Raw genomic sequence first — 18,216 nt, 5'->3', positions numbered from 1 at the left:
TAAGTTAAATTGTTTCGTTTAATTTTTAAGAAGTTGTTTAGGAAATGAGTGCGTTATTGTCAAAATTGTTACTTTTTATCAGTATCCCCGTATTGTTTTACGGAAAACCCCACGAATACAAACACCCTTTTCACGTAAGCACTACAGAAATTGCCTACAATACGAAAAGCAAATCGCTGGAAATTACCTGCCGCATATTTACAGATGACTTTGAAACCATTTTAAACCAGCGTTTCAAGAAAAAAATTGACCTAAGCGCAAAAAAACAGGCTAAAGAAATGAATGCCTTGGTAAAAAGTTACGTAACTACCAATTTGAAATTTGTAGTTGATGGAAAATCCGTTGAACCAAACTACATAGGATTTGAAAATGATCACGAAGCAACCAATATCTACCTAGAGATAGAAAATATAGCCGCATTTAAAAAGTTAGCGGTAAGCAATGGCATTTTGTATGATTTGTTTGATGACCAAATGAACATCCTCCACGTAGAAAAAAATGCTGCGAGAAAAAGCACAAAAGTTAACTTTCCAGATAAGCAAATGATCATTAATTTTTAAAGATTAGCTATCTTAGTATAATGCAACTGCTCATTTATACGCCACAGGTTACGCCACGCATCAAGTATATTTTCAACTTCATGTTTAGGGAAGTATTACGATGCGACATAGAACTTACCAGTGTTACCAATCAATTTGAAGCTTATCAAGGTCCCAAATTTAGTTATGCAGAGCGGCCAACCGGAAAAGAGCTTTTTTTCAAAGCATCGGGTTTCCTTTCCAAAAACAATATTGAAAAGCCAAGCATTAAAATATCAGCATTTGGTGGAGAAAAAGTGCCATTTGCGGTAGAAGATAGCACATTGCCTTTTGATGTTTTTGCCGCTTCGTTTTACTTTGTAAGCAGATATGAAGAGTATTTGCCTTACACTCCTGATGAGCATTTGCGCTTTCCGCCCAAAGCTAGTTTACAATTTGAACTTGGATTGCTTAGAACTCCCGTAGTTGACCAATGGGCCATTATCCTTAAAAACTTACTGGCTAGCAAACTGGAAAACTTGCATTTTGGCACACGCAAATTTGAGTTCGTACCAACCATAGATATTGATCGGGCTTATCATTTTAAATCAAGCGGCATAGTAAAAAACACCGCCAGGCTTTTAAAGGCGTTGGCCAAAGGCGATACCGAACGACTTAAAAATATTATCACCACTGGCTTAGGCAAACGCAAAGATCCTTTTGACACCTACCAATTTCTGCAACAAATCCATCAGCGATATCATTTAAAGCCTATTTTCTTTTTCCTATTATCCCATCAGGGAGATAAAAATCACGATGTTAATATCCATCCCAATGATGAGCTTCTGCAGGATTTGATTGTGGCAACGGCCAAACAGGGCAAGGTTGGAATCCATCCTTCATACGCATCCAATAGCAACGTGTTAAAGTTGAAGGAAGAAAAAATGGTGTTGGACACTTTGTTAAAAAAAACCACCGATTTATCGCGACAGCATTACTTAAAACTCCATTTGCCCAAAACTTATTTACAGCTCATTAAAGTTGGCATCAACCACGATTATACAATGGGCTACGCCTCGGAAGTTGGCTTTAGAGCTGGCACCTGTACGCCATTTTTTTGGTACGATTTACAGTTGGAAAAGCAATCACACCTTAAAGTTTATCCTTTTGCCGTGATGGATGCAACGCTACATAAATACCTCAAATTATCCCCAAAACAAGCCACCTTACTTATTGAGGAACTAGTGAATTGCGTGAAGATGGTTGACGGCAGTTTTTACAGCTTGTGGCACAACGAAAGCTTATCTGAAACTGGCCATTGGAAGGGCTGGAAACAGGTTTACGAGCACATGTTGGCGGCGGCCTCACAATAATTAGTTGGCAGCTGGCAACTGGAACATTTTAGCAAGCCCTGCGTTTATCTCATAATTTAACTTAAAAATCGTAAGTTTAAGGTATGATATACGACCTAAGCAAAAACAATTCCATTGCCCGCACTTTTATTGCCGAAATGAGGGACGAGCAAATCCAGAAAGATGCCATGCGTTTTAGAAAGAATATGGAACGGCTAGGCGCTTTTTTTGCTTTCGAAATCAGCAAAACATTAAAATACAAGGAGGTTGAAACACAAACGCCACTTGGTATAGCCAACAGTTCGGTATTAGTACAACAGCCTGTGCTGGCTACCATTTTACGGGCAGGCTTGCCTATGCACCAAGGCATGCTCAACGTATTTGACCAAGCAGAATCTGCGTTTATTACCGCCTACCGTAAATCCAAAAAAAACGGAGATTTCATTATTCAAATGGAGCATATCTCTGCACCAGATTTAGAAGGTAAAACAGTTATTTTGGTTGACCCAATGCTAGCCACCGGACTAAGCGTGGTGCTTTGTGCCAAACAGTTAATAAGTGCTTATAAAATTGATAAGTTACACATTGTTGCCGCTATTGCGAGCGCCGAGGGTGTAAAACATGTGAGAGCCAATTTACCAAAAGCAGATTTGTGGCTAGGCGCTATTGATGACGAAATGACCAGTAAAAGTTATATTGTACCTGGCCTAGGCGACGCCGGAGATTTGGCTTATGGTGTAAAGCAATAAATCATTGTATAAACCTCAATAAAGAAAAAAAGTCGGAAAGGTTCAAAAGAATACCCAATTAAAGATATATGCCAAAGCTTTATGAATATTAAGGGTTGATTATACTTTTTTATTCAAATGAACATGAGCCTATTCACGTTCATGGAAAATTTCAAGGAATGGAAAGTAAAGCAGAAATAATTTTTGAAAACGGTATTTTCAAGGAAATTAGAGTTTCAGATGTAAAAGGCAAGAAACCATTGGACAAGAAAAACCTTAAGAATTTCACTATTTTTGTAAATGCATATAAGTTTGATATCGTAAACAAATGGATTGAGTTTTTCGTTTACAATAAAGCAATAGAACCGGAAATCATTAATAAAAAATTATAATTATGGTTATAGCAATTAATAAAGCGAATTATCTGGAAAATTATAAAATTGAATTTGAGTTTTCCGATGGAGAAGTACGTACTATTGATTTTGCCAACTTTTTGAAATCAGCAAAAAGTCCAATGACCAAAAAATTTTTAGATGTAACTGAATTTAAAAATTTTAAAATAGAATACGGCGATATTGTTTGGAACGACTATGAGATGTGCTTTCCGATTTGGGATTTACATGAGGGAACCATTTAACTCACCAACTTTAAAATAGCTCAACTTTAAATTTTGATTAAGCACATTTTCTTCGACCTAGACCATACCATTTGGGATTTTGACCGTAATGCCCGCGAAACGCTTTTAGAACTATACGAAACCTATCAACTCGAAAATATTGGTTTAACATCGGCGGAGAATTTTATTGCTACTTACACCATCAATAACCACCAGCTGTGGGCGCAATATCACCTTGGCAAAATCTCCAAGGAGGCCTTACGCCAGGAAAGATTTAGAAAAACCTTCATCGACCTTGGAGTAAAACCAGATTTAATACCGCTTGATTTTGAAGACGAGTATGTACGATTAGGCCCCACTAAAACAAACCTTTTCGATGGTGCGGAGAAAGTGCTCACTTATCTTAAAGAAAAGTATCATTTGCACATTATTTCGAACGGATTTAAGGAAGCGGTGACTACGAAAATGAGTGTATCTAACCTAAATCCCTATTTCAAAAACGTTGTGATTTCTGAAGATGTGGGTGTTAACAAGCCCGACAAGGCAATTTTTGAGTATGCACTTAACTTGGCAAAAGCACAAAAACACGAGAGCGTGATGATTGGAGATAGCATTGAAGCTGATGTGTACGGCGCTCAAAACTTTGGCATAAAGGCAATTTATTTCAACCCTTTTAAAGCACAAAAACCTAGTGATGTGCAGGAACAAATCCACCATTTAGAAGAGTTAATGAACCACTTCTAATTTCAGATAAAAGATTTTCACTGCAGAAACGTTAAATGTGCTAATGAATAGCGACAAAATATATCAATCTGTTTTAAGCATAGCTGAAGCCTACCGCAAAAAGCTAGGTGCTTTAGGTACTGATCAATTTGAGTTGGCACCACCTATTGGCGGCTGGAGCTACAGCGAAGTTTATTCGCATATTTTTGATGCCAGTTTGCTATCGGTATTGGCGATTAACAGCTGTATAAAAAACGAAGGCAAGCTAAAGCCAACCGCTTTTTTGGTAAAGTTAGTGCTGTTTTTTGGAATGTTCCCTCCTAGGAAAAAGTACAAAGCGCCGCCAAAAATAGCAGCTAGGGTAAAGAAAATCAGCATTACTGCTGCCCAGCAACTTATTACAGATTTTGAACTTCAACTCGCAAATGTGCAGTCGAAAATCAAGGATGCTGACCCTAAAATGAAAGTGAAACATCCTGTGCTAGGCTATCTAAATGCCAAGCAGTGGTTACGTTTTATTGAAATTCACTTGAAACACCACTACCAGCAACTGCAACGCATTGAAAATAGTTTTTTGCTACAGCGCTAATTTCGCATCTTTGAGCCGATGAAACTGCCACACATTAAAGGTTTTGACCAAGATGCCCTACAAAAGTATTTAAAAAATACTGGCTGGCTAATTTTGGCACGTGTCGGCAGTTTGTTAATTAAGGTTTTGGTTGGCTTTGCTATTGCCAACTATTTAGGTAAAGACCAAAATGGCCTACTCAACTATCCACAAGCTTTTGTTGCATTTTTTATAGCCGCTGCAGCACTTGGATTAGATGGATTTACTACAAGAGAACTTTTAAAGCATCCTGAAAAACGAAATGAACTTTTAGGAACCGCCTTAAGGCTAAAATTGATAGGTGGATTAATGGCATTGCCTTTAATTTACTTAGGCTACTGGGTAAACCAGCATTTTTTTACGCCTACGCAAACGCCCTTAAACTACATTCTAATTGTTGGTTTAAGTGGAATTACACAAGCTTTTTATATTACTGATAGTTATTTTCAAGCCACAGTACAGGCTAAATATGTAACCTTTACACAAATTTTTGGAAACATCTTATCTGCTTTAGTTAAGCTCATACTCATTATCAACCACGCCCCATTAGGCTGGTTCATTTGGGCCATTTTCTTTGATACAGTAATTTTGTCGGTTGGCTATCTTTATTTTTATTTCAAGAAGGTTGGCAGCTTGTCCCACTGGAATTATCAAAAATCGGTAGCAAAACATCTGCTAGCCAATTCTTGGCCTTTGGCTTTTTCCGCTATTTTGGTTTCATTATACATGAAGATAGACCAGCTGATGGTTGATAATTATTTAGGTTCGGGCGAATTGGGCATTTACTCTACCGTGGTGCAATTGAGCGAAAGTTGGTATTTTATCCCGGTAGCTATTGTTACTTCCGTTTTCCCTGCCATTATGAATGCCAGGAGAGATGACCAACAACGTTATCAAAAGCGGCTACAAAACATGTACGACTTAATGGTTTGGCTTAGCCTGAGCATCGCCATTGTGACTACATTTATATCGCCTTTGGCCTATAAAATTATTTATACTAGTGAATTTTGGAGTGGCGCTCATGTGCTTTCGGTACATGTTTGGGCTGGCATTTTTGTATTTTTAGGCTCGGCTAGCGGCCAATACCTGATTGCTGAAGGCTATACCAAAATTTCTTTAGCCCGCACCGCTTTTGGGGCAATAGTTAATATCGGTTTAAATATCTTTCTAATCCCAAAATATGGCATTATGGGTGCGGCAATTGCTACTTTAGCGGCGTATTTTTCTGCTACCTTTTTGATTTTACTTATTCCTAAAACCAGTAAGCAGGGCCTAATGATGTTAAAATCATTATTTTTGGTTACACTATTTCAAAAACTTGTTAAACGTTAAGCTTTACTTTTTGTAGATGCAGGTTCTTAAAGTTTTAGCGAAGAAACTATAACCTTTAGATTTTAAGAATTGGTATATTGGAGAATTCCCTAGTTCATCTACGTTCACATTTTCTTCCACTAAAATTATCTGAGGCTGATATTTTTCCCAATCATTTGACAAAAGCACGTTGTAATCTAAACCTTCAACATCGATAGAGATAAAATCTATTGTTTGACCTTTTGGCAAATACTTATCAAATACTTTTGACAAAGGCAGCACTTCAATTTTCTCTTCTTTAATTATCCGATATTTTCCGCCGCTTTGATGTATCTTTTCGGACACCTCTTTCGAAAAGCTGTTTAATGCAGGCTCATTAAAGCAATAAAAAGTGAGGCTACCTTCAGTTGTACCAATTCCTATATTCAGGTTGATATCTCTCTTTCGAAATAGCTTAAACGCCTTAATTGCGTTAGGTGTAGGCTCTATATTGATGCCTTTCCAACCTCTGTCGTAAAAATATTTGGTATTAGAAAACCTAACTGGGTGATGCGCACCAACATCCACAAAAAAACCCTTGTAACCTTTTTTTGATTCGAAAAGCGCTTTCAAAATCATATCCTCACCATCTTGAGAGTATGATTTGCTATATTGTAGATAATAAAATAACTTCTGAAAAATGCTTTTTAAGTTTTTATTCAATTTTATAAATATCTGTTTTGAATTGCAATATTAGCAAATTTTATTGCTGCATTGGCTTAAGTGGAATAAAATCATTTAAGTTGTATTGACTGCCAACGGACATCTTATCGTCTGCAAACCAAACATAAAATTTACCAGATGATGGCGCAATTCCAATATCTTTAATGCTGTAGTATTCCTCGTGAGGTGAAATAGCATAACTTTGTAGGCCAGCATATGCGCCCAAATCTGTAGAGTTTCCTTCGGAAAAAGTGCCATCATCATAAAATGCGAAACAATGGTCATCAGTTCTTCTAATAGCAATGCCTACAATATTTGAGGGACTTTTTCCATACGGTAGTACATAAGGCTTGGGCGAAACAAAATCTCCAAAATTATATAGTCCATATCCTACAGACATTGTTCCATCTTTATACCATACATAGCCTTTTCCACTAATTGAAATTCCCATATCTACCACCTGACTCATGCTCTTTCCAAAAGGAAGCACATAAGACGTAGTAAAACCGGTAGGATTTGTGGAAACACCTTTACTTACTTGACCATCTGTTCTCCAAAAATAAACTCCATCATCAGATCCAATATCAATACCGGCCATTGGCGACATTATTGACCCGCAACCAGCTCTCATATCTTTTAAAGGGATGTAGGCATTTAAATCAGATTCCGTACCTGCAGACAGTTTATCGTCGTTATACCAAACGTAGAACATACCGTTATTATTCGAATATGCTACGTCTACAATGTTAGCATAAGTTTCGCCTGGAGCTATTAGATAACTTTGAATTCCTGAATATGCTGCTAAGTCGGTAGGAGAGCCAACCGAATACGTACCATCGTCGTAAAAAGCATAGCAGTAGTCGGTATTTTTATCAACCGCTATCCCTACAATGTCTGAAGGGCTTTTTCCACTCGGAAGAGCAAAAGGTTGTGAAACGATATAATCTCTCATCCATATGTAGTTATCTCCGGCCGAGACTGTACCATCACTATACCAAACGTAGCCTCTTCCATCACTTGCAGTTGCTACCGAAAGAACGTCTGCATGATTGCCATCAATAAAATATTCCGAAAATGTACCGCAAATTTGATCAGCCCAGCCCTTGGTAACTACGTTTGACGATTCCCAATAGTACACAATATTATCAGGCCCGAAATCGATGCCAACTATGTATGGTGATGTTGAACTTAGCGCTGAAATATCCTTATCCCTAGACAAGTTATTGTTTTGATCGGTATCACTATTGATAGGCTCTTTTTTACATCCAGCAAAAAAAATAAAAATCAATAGGATAGATAGAGAGAGAGTTAATTTTGTTTTCATAAACCAAATATAATTAAGAAATGTAATTAATGCTAATTTTATTTCTTACCACATTAACATCACCAAATTAAATAATCCCACAGTAAAAACCCTACGGTTAATCTGCAAATCAAAAAACTAGGGATGCCGGAAGCGTCACAATTTTGAGATAGTTGTTATATTTACAAATATGTTAAACACCGATTTCCAAAAAGCTTATCAAAATTTCTACACTGATAATGATGTAGCTTGGCGCATGCTGGGTGCTAAATATAAGGCACAGAACATCATCAACGTTTGCAAAAGCATGAAGCCCCAAAAAGTACTTGAAGTAGGTGCTGGCGATGGTAGCATACTGCATTTTTTAGATCAATATGCCTTTGCTCCAGAAATTTACGCCTTAGAAATTGCAGCTTCCGGTGTTGAAAAAATTAAAGAAAGGAAATTAAAAAGCGTAAAAGAGGTACAAGTTTTTGATGGATACACTATTCCTTATCCCGATGACAGTTTCGACTTGATTATCCTAGCTCATGTATTAGAACATGTGGAGCATGAAAGGCTACTAATTAGAGAGCTTAAACGCGTAGCTAAACATCTTGTAATTGAAGTGCCTAGAGACTATAAATTTGGCGTGGATGAGCGTATTAATCACTTTTTAGCTTACGGACATATTAACATGTATACCCCAACTTCACTTCGTTTTTTGCTGAAAAGTGAAGGACTTGCTATCATAGCTGATCAAACTTCGATAATTACTCCTGAGGTTACTTTGTTCAACGATTACATCAACAGAAACATTAAAAAAAGCCCGATTAAATCTTTAAAGGTGAAGCTTGAGTATATGCTCAAAATTACAATTGGTAAGCTGTTTGGTAAAAAGAAACAAGAAGATTTAGCAAATGCCTATACCGTTTTAGTAAAAAAGACAGATGAGGAAGTAAAGATTTTCTAGCACTACGTAAATCAATGCGTTGAGTTTTGTATTTTAGGAGAAACATCCCTCCTATGATGACGCAAAGAGAATACCTTAAAGACTTGGTTTACCAGGTAAATGGTGCAGCTATTGAAGTGCACAAGGCCTTAGGCCCAGGATTATTAGAAAACATTTATCATCGCTGTTTCGCACATGAGCTTTCGTTGCGAGAAATCAACTTTAAAAGTGAGGTAAATTTGCCCATTTATTACAAAGGCGCAGAAATCGATGCTTCGCTGCGTTGTGATTTCATCATCGAAGATATGCTGGTGGTTGAGTTAAAAGCCGTGGAGACTGTACTTCCCATTCACAAAGCGCAATTACTTACGTATATGAAATTGCTCCGCAAGCCTATGGGCCTAATGCTGAACTTCAATTGCACACATATTTATTCAGAAGGGCAAAAGACATATGTAAATGAGTTCTTCGAAGAGTTATTTTGATTTTTTTTCGCCATATTATGGTATATGGTTTTAATTTACCATATAAGGCATGTAAGAGCATAGAAGTTTTTTTCTAATGATTTATATGACTTACATCGTTTAAATAATAACGTGTCCTATCAAAAAGTGGAAAATGCAGGTTTCCTTGAATGAACTTATATGTTTTATATGGCTTAAACGAGTAGCCTTCAATGAAATTATTTTAAATGTTTTTAACTTACCATATAAGGCATGTAAGAGCATAGAAGTTTTTCCAATGATTTATATGACTTACATCGTTTAAGTAATAACGTGTCCTATCAAAAAGTGAAAATGCAGATTTCCTTAAATGAACTTATATGCCTTATATGGTTTAACTATTAACATGTCCTATCTAAAAAGTGGAAAATGCAGGAGCCTTCAATGAACTTATGTGCCTTACATGGTTTTAATCATCATAAAATTTCCCTCCATCTCGTTTATTAACGTATTTTTGCCCAATGCAAGCCTTAGCTCCTATCGCCTTATTTGTTTATAACCGTCCGAAGCACACTGAGCGTACTATTAAGTTCTTACAGCAAAATCTTCTAGCTCCGGATAGTCGGCTTTATATTTTCTCCGATGGTCCAAAGAACAACTCAGACGAAGAGCAGGTAAATGAGGTGCGCAACTTCATTAAAACGGTAGATGGTTTCAAATCAGTTAAAGTTATTGAAAGCAAAACCAATAAAGGCTTGGCAAATTCGGTAATTGAAGGTGTAACGCAACTCAACAACAATTATGGGCAGGTGATTGTATTTGAGGATGACTTGGTTTCATCGCCACACACGCTAACCTACTTTAATGAGGCACTAAACCGTTATCGAAATGACGACAAAGTAATGCACATTGGCGCTTACATGTATCATTTAAAAGATAGCAACCTGCCTGAAAGCTTCTTCTACAGAGCTGCAACAAGCTGGGGATGGGCCACTTGGCAAAGCGCTTGGCAACATTTCGAACCTAATATTGATAAGTTAATTGCTCAATTTGATAGGCAGAAAATAAACCAATTTGCTATTGAAGGCACCATGAACTTCTGGAAGCAAATGCAAGACTTTAAGAAGGGCAAAAACAACTCTTGGGCCATTCGTTGGTACGCCTCCATCTTTTTACGTGGCGGATTAACCTTAAACCCATCGCAATCCTTAGTGAACAACATTGGCCACGATGGCACAGGCGTACACTCAGGCATTAACGATATCTACAACGTCATCATTAATCCGAAACCAATTACACAATTTCCAACAGAAATAACGGAAAACAAAGAAGCTTATCAGGCCATTAAAGCCTTTTTAGCCAATAGAAAAGGTAATTTATGGGATAGGGTTAAACGTTACCTTAAACAACGCTTTAGCTAACTTTTTTCGCTTCAATAATAATGTAAGGCGATAATTGCCTTGACTCGAAAGGGAATATTTTTGTAAGCACCTTACCCACCAGCCAAGTAGTTTTCTTGAACAGTTTTACACTGGCAGATTTCTCTTTTTCATTTTCTAACCACAAGCTAAATTTTCCGAAGTAGCCTGCTTGTTTTACCTGTAACCCTGCATTTTCCACAATGGTTTTTAATAACGCAGGATCCATGCAATTGATATTATGCTTATCGTAATTTTCACGATCAAAGTTTTTTTGAAACCAGCCATTTAACGCCTTAAAATTTGGCAGTGTAATAAATAAAGTTCCGCCGGGTTTTAAAAAAGCGATATGTCTATTAATGATATCTGCTGTATCGTTAAAATGCTCAATTAACCCGCAGCTTAGCACTAAATCATACTGTTTCTCTGGCGTGTAATTGAACAAATCCGTCTCAATGATGTGGATATCATCACTTTGTAAATTATTGGTTTTTAAAAGCTGGTGCGTAATGGGCTGGTGAACAAAATAATCAAGTAAAGTCACATCCAACTTCAAGTACTTCCTTAAAAAAACTGCGTAATAACCAGGAAATCCTCCCAGTTCAATTGCGCTTTTCACATTATTGCTTTTAACGATGTTGCTTAGCTGTTGGTGAAATAAATAGTTGGCTGGGATAGCTACGGAAAGCCCCGTTTTGCTTTCCCAATAATTGACCCAAAAATTTCTGTCGGTTAATAAGTTGTCCATTTTGCAGGGGTAAACTTACGAAGTTTAACCTTAACTATTATTGTTTCAACGGCAAAGTTGAGGGCTTCGCCGTTCTAAACTTCGTAAGTTTATTTTATTGCTCAATTAGTTATTTCAGTTCTTTCATGATTTCGGCTACGGCACGCTCCAGCTGAGGATCTTTACCGGCCAATCTATCTTCAAATGTGTTTTTTATGAAGATATCAGGCGCCACGCCTTCTTTTTCCAAATTTTTGCCATCCATTGTATAGCAACCCCAAGATGGCAAGCGATAAGAGGAACCATCAACCAAACCCTTTGCCGAAGTGAAGATAATCCAACGATAAGTTTCCGTACCAATAATTTTCCCGAGTTTAAGCTGCTTAAATCCGGCTGCAGTCATCTCTGCATCACTTAAAGACTGTTCGTTGATCAATAACACAATAGGTTTCACTGCAGGCGCAAAATTACTTTGTGTAGTAAGTGTACCGCCACGATATTTCCATTTCAAATAAGGGCGCTGCGATAAAAACTTCAGCACCTCATCATGCACATTACCGCCGGTGTTGTAACGTAAATCTAAAATGATGCCATCCTTGTTGTTCTCTTGCTCTACCATATCTAGCAAAAAGCTCTGCAATTCGCCGGTGCTCATATTTTTCATGTAAGAATAAGCAATTCGATTTTTGCCCCAATTCTCTACGTTTTTCCTGTTGTTGGCTATCCACTCATCATACAAGTTCATTTTAAGTGTAGCAGCACTTTGAGGATGGATGTTTACATCGAATGATTTACCATTACGGGAAAAAGTCAAACTCATTTCTTTATCAAGCGATGGCTTACTGAAATAATATTCTCTATCCACCGTTTGATCTACTTTAATACCATTTACGTGAGTTAAAACATCGCCTATGGCAACTTTACCGCCAAGCAATGATGCACTACTACGGGCAACGATACTTTCTACTTTGTAAGGTCGCTCATTGTTGAATATCAAACCTGTTTCGTTAGTCACATAGTTCATGTTTTTACGTTCTTCGGCACCAAAACTGTTAAAACCCATGTGCGATGAATTAAGTTCGCCCAGCATGTCGTTTAGCAAAATCCTCAAATCAGACCTGTTGTTCACGTAAGGCAAATAAGCAGCATATCGGTTTTTCATGTTGTTCCAATCTACGCCATGAAAATCATCATCATAAAAATTCTCATCCAAACCAACCCAGGTTTCATAAAACATTTGGGTAAATTCAGCATTTAGGTTCCTGCTAAATTTATAGCTGTGCTCAATGGCATCAAGCTTATTGGCTTCAACATTGTATTTATTAATTGCACCACGCACCAAGGCAAAATACTTGCCTGCCGACTCTACCGTACTCAACGTACCAGGCGCTATTTTTTCAGTCTTGTTAGCTTCAAATGGCTCTATGATCGTTCTGTAGGTGCTCATTGGCATCCCTTCATGGCTGGATGCATAAATGACATAAGTTTTATCGCCTTTGGCAAAAACATCAATTAAGTACTGTGTGCCGTAAAGCGGACTAACAGTTTCTACCCTATCCAAAATCCTATCTGTATTGATGGTAATTAGTTTAGGGCTAGGTGGCGTAACCGCTTTCTTTTTTGCTGTATCGGCTTGTTTAACGTCTTTTGCAGGTGCGGTAACTGGTGTTGCAGGTGTGTTTTCCTTAAACAACTCATCAAATTTATCAGCTTTGTAAGGCGCATCGTAAAAATCCAAAGCCATGCGATAAACGTGGGCATCCTGCATACCAAAAGGATAAGAAGGCTTGGTTCTATTGCTAGTAAAATAAATGTACTTACCATCCGACGACCACACCGGGCTAGCTTCTGTAACACCTGTATTGGTTAAATTTATGGTTTTGTTTGCCTTAATGTCGTGAACAAAAATGTCCTGTTCAAAATTACGATAGGCCGTAAAAAGCACATACTGATCGTTTGGAGAAAAGCTTGGTGCCGAATTTTGAATTGCCCAAAACTCATCGGTAACTACAGTTTTGCTTTGCAATGTTTTCAAGTCCATTAAGCGCAATTGGTTACGACCGCTTAAATAAACTGCCTGAGTTTTAGTTTTATTGAAAGAAATATCGTGATTGTTCGCCTTGTCTTTAGTGATTTGTTTAGCTACCGATTTACCATCGCCAACCACCGTAAACCAATTTTGGTAGCCATCCACAGTTTGATTGAAAAGAATGGTTTTATTGTCCGATAGCCACTTTAACTCCATTACACGTTCGAAAACACCACCAACATTGGTGCTAATTTGGCGAATGAATTTCCCTTCAGCGTCGCTCACAAATAAATCGCCTCTGGAAACAAATGCTATTTTTTTGCCATCAGGCGATACATCAAAATTCGAAATATTGGCCTTCACTTCATACTCTTGTTCTTTGGTTAACACCTGATTTCTAAAGGAGCTGATATTTACTTTCTCTGCCTTTTTCGAAGCAACATCATAAACAAACAGCTGATAATCCTTTTCAAAAACGATGGTGCTACCGTTGGCCGAAACAAAAGGACGCTTAATTGAAGTGTCAAATTTGGTCAATGCGGTTTTCTTCCCGTTAGTAAAGGTGTAAAGGTTATATTCGTTATTTAGCTCATCAGAAACAAAGTAGATATTCCCCTTTTGATCGATGCTTGTCCAAAAATCTTTACCTAAATATGCTGTATAGCGTTTGTAAGATTTAGTTTTTGGGTTGTACGATTGGATATCTGGATTAAAAGCCCCTTTGTAATGCTTTCTGTTAGCAAAGTTTCTACTCTCCCAAGTATCGTTAAAAAACAAGCTACCGTCTGGAGCTTCGGCGATGTTGTGTGTAGTGTTAAAGTAATTATCAAACAAACGCACCGCTGTACCACCATTAATGCCCACTTTATAGCTGGAGTAATTGTTATATCGCCCTGAGGTAAAGTAAATTGTTTTTGAATCCCAGCTCCAATTATCTACCTCATCGGTGGCTTCATTAAAAGTTAGCTGCTTAATTTCGCCACCAGCCATTGGCATTAAATACACATCAAAATTACCGTATTGATTTGAAGAAAAAGCTAGCCACTTGCCATCAGGTGAAATTTTAGGATTGATTTCTTCTCCCTGCATCGCCGTAATTCTTGAGGCTAAACCGCCTTTGGTCGGTACTTTCCATATATCCCCATCATAACTGAACACAATGGTTTGCGCATCAGGAGATAAGGCTGGATAACTTGCAAAATAGGTTTGATTTTGAGCCTTCGCCAAAGATGGCAGCAACAAAAAGCCCATGGCCAAGCGACCAAAAAAAACTTTTATCTTCATTTTTAATACAGATTAATCAATTAAATAGTTAGGCTTAAATTAGAAAAGCGCAACTAAATAAGACGATTTTATTTTTAAATAGTTAGTTAAATTCTGCTACGTTTTTACAAACCTAAACAATAAAATGTATTTTTGATTGCTTTGAAAATTGTACACCTTAACACATACGATGGTAATGGCGGTGCTGGAAGAGCCTGCTTACGTTTAAGCGATGCCTTGAACGCAATTGGCGTGGATTCGAAAGTATTGGTTTACTATCAATTTGGCAATAACCCCAACATCACCAACCTCAGCAAAAGTCCATTCGCAAAGGCCAAAGCCGTGTTTAACATTATGGCCGAGCGCTATCTATCAAAAGCCTTTGCTAAAGCTGTAAAAACGCCGTTTTCCTTGCAGTGGTTTGGTAAAAGTGTAGTTAAAAACAAGTTGGTTAAGGAAGCTGATGTAATTCATATCCATTGGGTAAACCACGGTTTTTTAAACCCTAAATTTTTAGCCGAATTGGCGGATTTAGACAAACCTATTGTTTGGACTTTTCATGATAGCAACGCTTTTACGGGAGGTTGTCACGTACGTTACAGCTGCGAAAATTTCCATCGGCAATGTGGTAACTGCCCTTTGCTGAAAATGAGCGGCCCAAAAGATATCTCTCACCAAACTTGGAAGCGCAAGCAAAAAGCCTATTCGCAAGTAAATTTTCACGTGGTAGCACCAAGCCATTGGATGGCACAATCAGTAAAAGAAAGCAGTTTATTGGGTTTAAGAAAGGTAAATGTAATCCCTAACACGATTGAAGTAGATGTATTTAAACCTTATGTGAAAAGTGAGGCCAAAAAAATACTGAAAATAGCGCCCGAAAAGTTCGTGATCATGAGCGGTTTTATGCCTTCAAAAAACGACAAACATAAAGGGACACAGTTTTTAGTTGATGCTTTGTTTGAGCTTTCCCGCAGACCAGAAATTCCTAAAGATCAAATTGAGCTGGTAATTTTTGGCAATAAGGATGAAGAAAACGTGCCGAAATTTCCATTTAAAACCACTTTTTTAGGAACCATTAATAAAGATGAGCATTTAGCCAAATGTTATGCTGCGGCTGATGCTTTTATTACGCCATCATTAGAGGACAACCTTCCTAATACGGTGATGGAAAGCTTAGCTTGTGCAACTCCGGTAATAGCATTCACCACCGGTGGCATACCCGATATGGTGAAGCATTTGCAAAACGGTTACCTTGCCAAGTATGAAGATGCCAGCGACCTTGCCGATGGTATTGAATGGCTTTTTCTGCATGAACAAAAAGAAGAAGTGCAGAAGGAAGCACGCCGCAGCATTTTAACCCACTTTTCGCCAACGGTTGTGGCCGAGCAACATTTAGCCGTGTATTTGAAATTGTTGGACGATATGCCAAAATAATTTAATTACTACTTAAAAAAAAATTGACCTCAATGACGATTTTAGAATATTGGAACGCCGCTCCTGTAGCCTCAATAATTTTTGTTTTCACCATTATTACCAGCATCTACGCTTTTAATGATAACCAGTTGTACGGCAAATTTATGTTGCATCCCTACAGCGTGGCCAGGGGCAAAAAGCTGTATACGTTTATCACCAGCGGATTAATTCATGCAGATTGGATGCACCTGTTTTTTAACATGTTCACCTTTTATTTTTTCGCATTCCAATTAGAGGCCGCCGTTGGGCATTGGCAGTTTGCCGTGTTATATTTCGTTTCTTTAGTAGTAAGTGATATCCCTACAGCAATGCGCCATAAGCATGATTTAGGCTATGGTAGTTTAGGCGCTTCGGGAGCTATCAGTGCCGTACTTTTTAGCTACATCCTTTTCGCCCCTCTAAGCATGATCGGCGTAATGTTTATCCCAATGCATGCAATTTTGTTTGGCGTGCTTTATTTAGCCTACTGCATGTATATGTCCAAAAATGCGAGGGATGGCATTAACCACGATGCCCACTTTTTCGGCGCATTAGCTGGATTAATTTTAACTGTGATTTTAGTACCAGGTATCGTCCCTCATTTTATTGGGCAATTATCAAGCATCTGGCAATAAAGGCTCTTCAAAAAAACTCATTGGCGCCTGCGGGTTTTTAATGATTTCGAATAAAGTTAACCCGTAAGGCTTCCAAAAATTTTCGAGCACCTGCCCATAGGTTTTATGCTGCCATTCGTCAAAAATAGGCTTGTTTTGTATGCCTCTTAATGGCATAGGATCAATGTAGGCTACGCCATTAGCTTCAATTACGTTATACTCCGGCAAGCGATTAAATAAGTAAGCCGAATAGAAAAAACGGGCGGCCAATTCCTCAAATTGTTGGTCGCTCAATGCTTTACCTTCAATTGTATTAAGCAGTGGCTGATGATATCTTTTATTTGCGCCATTATCTTGTAGGCAAGCTACAATGCCAAAATCTTTAAATTTAAGCGAGAAGATTAAAGTGTTAATTTCATCTCTGAAGCTGAATCCAGTTTCCGCATTTTCCAACGACACTACCTTGATAGACCATGGTTGGAAATTTTCAAACTCCACCTCACGATAGATGCTCTGCAACATTAAGTGCAGATTTCCGAATTTATGCATCAAGCCTTGCGACATGTTCATGCCATCACCGCTAAGTTGTTTTAAGCGGATGGCGCCTTGCATTTCGATATACAAAAAGCTGTACATTAATTTGCCAATCCACTGAAATAATGCTAACTCTGGCAAAGCAGAAACGCCTTCATAGCCTTTTTCAAAAGCAGCTTCTATTGTTTGTTCCAATGGTAAGATGGCGCTAGCATAAACTTCCGAGCTTACTGGAACAACCAAACTTTCGTAAGTTCTAATGCTTTCGTCCAACAGCTTGATTTGCTCCTGCCCAGTTAAGCCAGCCATCTCGATGAGCCAATTTGGAAGTACTCGGATAGCTAACGGCTGCGCACTGTTACCACTTAAAAAGCATTTTTCGTTCCTAAAATCAAAGGTTTTGAAGGGATTATAAAGGCTATGATTCATTTGCTGCAATATTACAGATAATTAGAATTATTTAATTGTCATAATTAACGCAACGAGTTTGTTTTAGAAAGCCTTTGCGTTCCTTGCGAATACTCCAAAATTTTTGCGACAAAAAGAAATTAACCGCAAAGTAAAATAAAAGACACGCAAAGTGCGCAAAGTTGATTTTTCAAAAAAGATTGCTTTTCCTAACATAACTAGAAGAATGCGGTGCCTAGCGAACTGCTTTTTACTATTCTGTAGAAAGCCTTTGCGTTCTTTGCGAATGCTCCAAAACCTTTGCGACAAAAAGAAATTAACCGCAAAGAAAAATAAGAACCACGAAAAGTGCGGAAAGTTGGTTTTCTAAAGGAGATTGCATTTCCTAACTAAGATAACTAGAAGAATATAGCGCCTAGCGAACTGCTTTTTACTATTCTGTAGAAAGACTTTGCGAATACTCCAAAAACCTTTGCGACAAAAGAAATTAACCGCAAAGTAAAATAAAAGACACGCAAAGTGCGCAAAGTTGATTTT

Annotated in this window: 18 protein-coding genes; 13 read left to right on the top strand and 5 right to left on the bottom strand. The window is 37.9% G+C overall.

Features of this window, described 5'->3' with window-relative positions; translation table 11 throughout:
* Nucleotides 1-44 precede the first annotated feature (44 nt).
* From DUT68_RS17420 to DUT68_RS17385, 8 genes are all read left to right on the top strand, one after another.
* Entirely contained in the window at nucleotides 45-560 is a 516-nt protein-coding gene (locus DUT68_RS17420; RefSeq protein ID WP_113639512.1) for a DUF6702 family protein, read from the top strand.
* 20 nt (nucleotides 561-580) lie between these two features.
* The gene (locus tag DUT68_RS17415) at nucleotides 581-1,891 is read left to right on the top strand and encodes a polysaccharide deacetylase family protein (protein WP_113639511.1); all 1,311 of its coding nucleotides are present in this window, start codon (nucleotides 581-583) and stop codon (nucleotides 1,889-1,891) included.
* 83 nt (nucleotides 1,892-1,974) lie between these two features.
* Entirely contained in the window at nucleotides 1,975-2,619 is a 645-nt protein-coding gene (upp, locus tag DUT68_RS17410; RefSeq protein ID WP_113639510.1) for a uracil phosphoribosyltransferase, read from the top strand.
* Between the two features lie 95 nt (nucleotides 2,620-2,714).
* Entirely contained in the window at nucleotides 2,715-2,990 is a 276-nt protein-coding gene (locus DUT68_RS17405; protein WP_198659627.1) for a DUF4160 domain-containing protein, read from the top strand.
* 2 nt (nucleotides 2,991-2,992) lie between these two features.
* Nucleotides 2,993-3,235 (top strand): DUF2442 domain-containing protein, encoded by a 243-nt coding sequence (locus DUT68_RS17400; protein WP_198659626.1) that lies wholly within the window; start codon nucleotides 2,993-2,995, stop codon nucleotides 3,233-3,235.
* A 33-nt stretch (nucleotides 3,236-3,268) separates the two neighbouring features.
* Nucleotides 3,269-3,958 (top strand): YjjG family noncanonical pyrimidine nucleotidase, encoded by a 690-nt coding sequence (locus tag DUT68_RS17395; RefSeq protein ID WP_113639508.1) that lies wholly within the window; start codon nucleotides 3,269-3,271, stop codon nucleotides 3,956-3,958.
* Between the two features lie 43 nt (nucleotides 3,959-4,001).
* Nucleotides 4,002-4,526 carry a DinB family protein gene (locus tag DUT68_RS17390; RefSeq protein WP_113639507.1) on the top strand — a complete coding sequence of 175 codons (525 nt, stop codon included), beginning with the start codon at nucleotides 4,002-4,004 and terminating at the stop codon, nucleotides 4,524-4,526.
* 18 nt (nucleotides 4,527-4,544) lie between these two features.
* Nucleotides 4,545-5,876 carry a flippase gene (locus DUT68_RS17385; RefSeq protein ID WP_113639506.1) on the top strand — a complete coding sequence of 444 codons (1,332 nt, stop codon included), beginning with the start codon at nucleotides 4,545-4,547 and terminating at the stop codon, nucleotides 5,874-5,876.
* A 3-nt stretch (nucleotides 5,877-5,879) separates the two neighbouring features.
* Here DUT68_RS17385 and DUT68_RS17380 read toward each other — a convergent pair whose 3' ends face one another.
* Nucleotides 5,880-6,557: an FkbM family methyltransferase gene (locus tag DUT68_RS17380; RefSeq protein WP_198659625.1), complete on the bottom strand. Its 678-nt coding sequence runs from the start codon at nucleotides 6,555-6,557 to the stop codon at nucleotides 5,880-5,882.
* 40 nt (nucleotides 6,558-6,597) lie between these two features.
* Complete coding sequence (locus tag DUT68_RS17375) at nucleotides 6,598-7,881, bottom strand: hypothetical protein (RefSeq protein ID WP_113639505.1); 1,284 nt, start codon at nucleotides 7,879-7,881, stop codon at nucleotides 6,598-6,600.
* 169 nt (nucleotides 7,882-8,050) lie between these two features.
* Between DUT68_RS17375 and DUT68_RS17370 the strand changes: the two genes are divergently transcribed.
* From DUT68_RS17370 to DUT68_RS17360, 3 genes are all read left to right on the top strand, one after another.
* A complete protein-coding gene (locus DUT68_RS17370; RefSeq protein WP_113639504.1) occupies nucleotides 8,051-8,812 on the top strand; it encodes a class I SAM-dependent methyltransferase in 762 nt (253 codons plus the stop codon).
* A 53-nt stretch (nucleotides 8,813-8,865) separates the two neighbouring features.
* Complete coding sequence (locus DUT68_RS17365) at nucleotides 8,866-9,276, top strand: GxxExxY protein (protein WP_113639503.1); 411 nt, start codon at nucleotides 8,866-8,868, stop codon at nucleotides 9,274-9,276.
* A 479-nt stretch (nucleotides 9,277-9,755) separates the two neighbouring features.
* Nucleotides 9,756-10,655 (top strand): glycosyltransferase, encoded by a 900-nt coding sequence (locus tag DUT68_RS17360; protein ID WP_113639502.1) that lies wholly within the window; start codon nucleotides 9,756-9,758, stop codon nucleotides 10,653-10,655.
* Here the strand turns inward: DUT68_RS17360 and DUT68_RS17355 are convergent.
* Nucleotides 10,648-11,400, bottom strand: a complete 753-nt coding sequence (locus DUT68_RS17355; protein WP_113639501.1) for a class I SAM-dependent methyltransferase — start codon at nucleotides 11,398-11,400, stop codon at nucleotides 10,648-10,650. The genes DUT68_RS17360 and DUT68_RS17355 overlap by 8 nt on opposite strands.
* A gap of 109 nt (nucleotides 11,401-11,509) precedes the next feature.
* Nucleotides 11,510-14,692, bottom strand: a complete 3,183-nt coding sequence (locus DUT68_RS17350) for a S41 family peptidase (protein ID WP_237088370.1) — start codon at nucleotides 14,690-14,692, stop codon at nucleotides 11,510-11,512.
* 132 nt (nucleotides 14,693-14,824) lie between these two features.
* Between DUT68_RS17350 and DUT68_RS17345 the strand changes: the two genes are divergently transcribed.
* A complete protein-coding gene (locus DUT68_RS17345; protein WP_113639500.1) occupies nucleotides 14,825-16,105 on the top strand; it encodes a glycosyltransferase in 1,281 nt (426 codons plus the stop codon).
* 32 nt (nucleotides 16,106-16,137) lie between these two features.
* Nucleotides 16,138-16,758, top strand: coding sequence for a rhomboid family intramembrane serine protease (locus tag DUT68_RS17340; protein ID WP_113639499.1), 621 nt, complete (start codon nucleotides 16,138-16,140; stop codon nucleotides 16,756-16,758).
* Here the strand turns inward: DUT68_RS17340 and DUT68_RS17335 are convergent.
* Nucleotides 16,741-17,700: a hypothetical protein gene (locus DUT68_RS17335; protein ID WP_113639498.1), complete on the bottom strand. Its 960-nt coding sequence runs from the start codon at nucleotides 17,698-17,700 to the stop codon at nucleotides 16,741-16,743. The two genes, DUT68_RS17340 and DUT68_RS17335, sit on opposite strands and share 18 nt — an antisense overlap.
* Between the last annotated feature and the right edge of the window lie 516 nt (nucleotides 17,701-18,216).

The organism is Pedobacter zeaxanthinifaciens, assembly GCF_003313335.1.
GTDB classification, from domain to species: Bacteria; Bacteroidota; Bacteroidia; order Sphingobacteriales; family Sphingobacteriaceae; genus Pedobacter; species Pedobacter zeaxanthinifaciens.
The sequence above is the reverse complement of the archived record's forward strand: the minus strand, read 5'-3'. Positions and strand labels throughout refer to the sequence as shown.